Source organism: Pararhodobacter sp. (genome assembly GCF_034676075.1).
Lineage (GTDB): Bacteria > Pseudomonadota > Alphaproteobacteria > Rhodobacterales > Rhodobacteraceae > Pararhodobacter.
Window position 1 is genome coordinate 1 of sequence record NZ_JAUCCQ010000209.1, and the last position, 3,667, is coordinate 3,667.

Consider the following 3,667-nt stretch of genomic DNA (forward strand, 5'->3'; position numbering starts at 1 on the left):
AGGGGGTGGAAAACCCCCTTTGGCGGGGGGCGCGGGGGGCTGGCCCCCCGCCTCCTCCCTGTCCGCGCGCGCGACGCCGCAGGCCCATCTCCCGCCCCTCGCAGCAGACTTGCCCCCTGACCCGCTTGGCCATACACAGGGCCAGCCCGAAATGCGGACAAGACGGACGGAGCCCCCGATGGCCAAGAAGAACGGCGCGCAAGCGATCATGATGTGGATCCTGATGGCGATGCTGATCGCCGGTCTGGGCGGCTTCGGCATCGACAGTTTCCTCGGCGGCCGCGTCACCTCGATCGGCGCCGTCGGCGACCGGCAGATCCCGGCCGACGCCTATGCCCGCGCCCTTCAGGCCGAGATGCGGGGCCTCGAAAGCCAGATCGGCCAGCCGGTCACCCTGGCCATGGCCCAGGGCGCGCAGATCGACCAGCAGGTCCGTGCCCAGCTGATCACCGAAGCCGCGCTCGACAACGAGGCCGACCGCATCGGCATCTCGGTCGGCGACCAGAACGTCCAGCGCAGCATCGTGCAGATGGGCGCCTTCCAGGGTCCGACCGGCGCCTTCGACATGGAAACCTACCGCTTCCGCCTGCAAAACAACGGCATGACCCCCGCCGAGTTCGAGGAGCAGGTCCGCCGCGACGCCGCCCGCAGCCTGCTGCAGGCCGCCACCGCCGCCGGCATCGAGACGCCCGACAACCTGCGCGCGCCGCTGATGGACTATTACGCCACGCGCCACCGCTTCGATATCTTCACCCTGACCGAGGCGCAGCTGCCGAGCCCGCTGACCGAGCCCGACGACGCCGCGGTCCAGGCCTATTACGACGCCAATCTCGCCCGGTTCACCACGCCCGAGACGCGCCATATCACCTTTGCCTGGCTCACCCCGGACATGGTGCTCGACAGTGTCGAGGTCGACGAGGCCACGATCCGCAGCCTCTATGACGAGCGCATCGCCGATTACGTCCAGCCCGAACGGCGGCTGGTCGAGCGGCTGGTCTTCGGCACCGAGGCCGAGGCCCAGGCGGCCATGGACCGCCTGACCGCGGGTGAGGCCAGTTTCGAGGATCTGGTGACCGCGCGCGGCCTCTCGCTCGATGACGCCGACATGGGCGACGTCAGCGAGGCGCAGCTCGGCACCGCCGGTGCCGCGGTCTTCGCGCTGGAGGAACCCGGCCAGGTGGTGGGGCCGCTGCCCTCGAACCTCGGGCCCGCGCTGTTTCGCATGAACGCCATCCTCAACGCCCAGGAAACCACCTTCGAGGAAGCCCGCGACGAATTGCGCGCCGAACTGGCGGGCGATGCCGCGCGCCGGGCGATCCAGGACCAGCAGGAAAGCCTGGACGACCTGCTGGCCGGGGGCGCCACGCTCGAGGATCTGGCCGCCGAATCGCCGATGCAGCTGGGCGAGATCGACTGGAACCCGGATGTGACCGAAGGCATTGCCGCCTATACCGAATTCGCCACCGCCGCGGCCGCGGCCCAGGCCGACGATTTCCCCGAACTCGGGTCACTGTCGGATGGCGGCCTCTTCGCGCTGCGCCTCGACCGGGTGACGCCGCCCGCGCCGCAACCGCTCGACGCCGTCCGGGTGGAGGCCGCCGCAGGGGCCCGCGAGGAGGCGCTGAACGCCGCGCTGGCGACGCTGGGCCAGGAATGGAGCGGCGAGCTCGCCTCGGGCGGGGTCGAGGCTTTCTCGGAAGCCCGCGGCATCGCCGCCGAGACGCTGGCCGATGTCACGCGCCTGGACCCGCAGCCGCAGATCCCGCCCTCGATGATGGACGAGCTGATGGCGGGCGACGAGGGCACGACGGTCCTGCATGTCGCCGAAGGTCGCGCGCTGCTGGCCCTGATCGGCCCGACCGAAGCCGCCGATACCGAGGATGCGCAGACCCAGCAGCTGACCCAGGCCATCAACCAGCAGATGGGCCAGTCGCTGGCACAGGATGTCTTCACCTATTTCGCGCGTGCGCTGCAGGCCGAAGCCGGGATCACCCTGAACCAGGCGGCCATCGACGCCGTCCACACCAACTTCCGCTGATCCGAAAGGCGTGCCGTCCGTGTCGCATTCCACCCTCCTCATCCCCGAATTCGCCGAGTTCGAAGCCGGGTGGAACCGGGGCGAGAACCAGCTGGTCCATGCCCGCCTTGCCGCGGATCTGGACACGCCCGTCTCGCTGATGCTGAAGATCGCCGGCAACCGGAAAGACAGCTTCATGCTGGAATCGGTGACCGGCGGCGAGATCCGCGGCCGCTATTCCATCGTCGGCACCAAGCCGGACCTGATCTGGCAATGCCGCTACGGCAAGAGCCGGGTGAACCGCGAGGCGCGCTTCGACGACCACGCCTTCCGCGATCTGCCCGGCCACCCGCTGGAGGAATTGCGCGGCCTCTTGGCCGAAAGCCGGATCACCATGCCCGCCGACCTGCCTGCCATCTCGGCCGGGCTCTTCGGCTATCTCGGCTATGACATGATCCGGCTGGTCGAAAGCCTGCCGATGACCAATCCCGACCCGCTGGACCTGCCCGATGCGGTGCTGATGCGTCCCTCGGTCGTCGCGGTGCTGGACGGGGTGAAGGGCGAAGTGACCGTGGTCTCGCCCGCCTGGACCGGCTCCGGGCTCAGCGCCCGCGCCGCCTATGCCCAGGCCGCCGAACGGGTGATGGACGCGCTGCGCGATCTCGAACGCGAGGCCGCGGGCACAGGCCGCGCGCTGGGTGACGCGCTGAGCGTCGGCGAGGCGCGCTCGAACTTCACCAAGGAGGGCTACAAGGCTGCGGTGGAGAAGGCCAAGGATTACATCCGCGCCGGCGACATCTTCCAGGTCGTGCCCTCCCAACGCTGGGCGCAGGATTTCCCGCTGCCGCCCTTCGCCCTCTACCGCTCGCTCCGGCGCACCAACCCCTCGCCCTTCATGGTCTATTTCGACCTCGGCGCCTTCCACATCGTCGGCGCGTCGCCCGAGATCCTGGTGCGGCTCAGGGACGGCGAGGTGACGATCCGCCCCATCGCCGGCACCCGCAAACGCGGCGCCACGCCCGAAGAGGACAAGGCGCTGGAGCTGGATCTGCTGGCCGACCAGAAGGAACTGGCCGAGCATCTGATGCTCTTGGACCTCGGCCGCAACGACGTCGGCCGGGTCGCGAAGATCGGCACCGTTCATCCGACCGAGAAATTCATCATCGAGCGCTATTCCCACGTCATGCACATCGTCTCGAACGTGGTGGGCGAGATCCGCGACGACGAGGACGCGCTGTCTGCCCTGCTGGCGGGTCTTCCCGCGGGCACGGTCTCGGGCGCGCCGAAGATCCGGGCGATGCAGATCATCGACGAGCTGGAGCCCGAGAAACGCGGCATCTACGGCGGCGGCATCGGCTATTTCGGCGCCAATGGCGAGATGGATTTCTGCATCGCGCTGCGGACCGCGGTGGTGAAGGACGGGGTAATGTACACCCAGGCCGGCGGCGGCGTGGTCTACGACAGCGATCCCGAGGCCGAATGGCAGGAATCGGTCAACAAGGCCAAGGCATTGCGCGCGGCGGCCGAGGGCGCGGGCCTCTTCGTGCGCGGCAATTACTGAGGGGTTTCGCCCTCGTGCCTCGGGCGACCGGAGACGGGGGGCTGCCGCCCCCCGCACCCCCTGCTTCAAGGAGGGTTTTCCACCCTCCT

General features: G+C 69.2%; 2 protein-coding genes. Both read left to right on the top strand.

Translation table 11 applies throughout. The features are described 5' to 3' along the window. Positions 1 to 178: 178 nt before the first annotated feature. Positions 179 to 2,038, top strand: coding sequence for a SurA N-terminal domain-containing protein (locus VDQ18_RS23195; protein WP_323023222.1), 1,860 nt, complete (start codon positions 179 to 181; stop codon positions 2,036 to 2,038). 19 nt (positions 2,039 to 2,057) lie between these two features. Beyond that, positions 2,058 to 3,578 (top strand): anthranilate synthase component I, encoded by a 1,521-nt coding sequence (gene trpE, locus VDQ18_RS23200; RefSeq protein ID WP_323023223.1) that lies wholly within the window; start codon positions 2,058 to 2,060, stop codon positions 3,576 to 3,578. Positions 3,579 to 3,667 lie beyond the last annotated feature (89 nt).

Bases quoted from the DNA above. Each gene is read 5' to 3' on its own strand.
- VDQ18_RS23195 (WP_323023222.1), top strand. From the start codon at position 179: ATGGCCAAGAAGAACGGCGCGCAAGCGATCATGATGTGGATCCTGATG.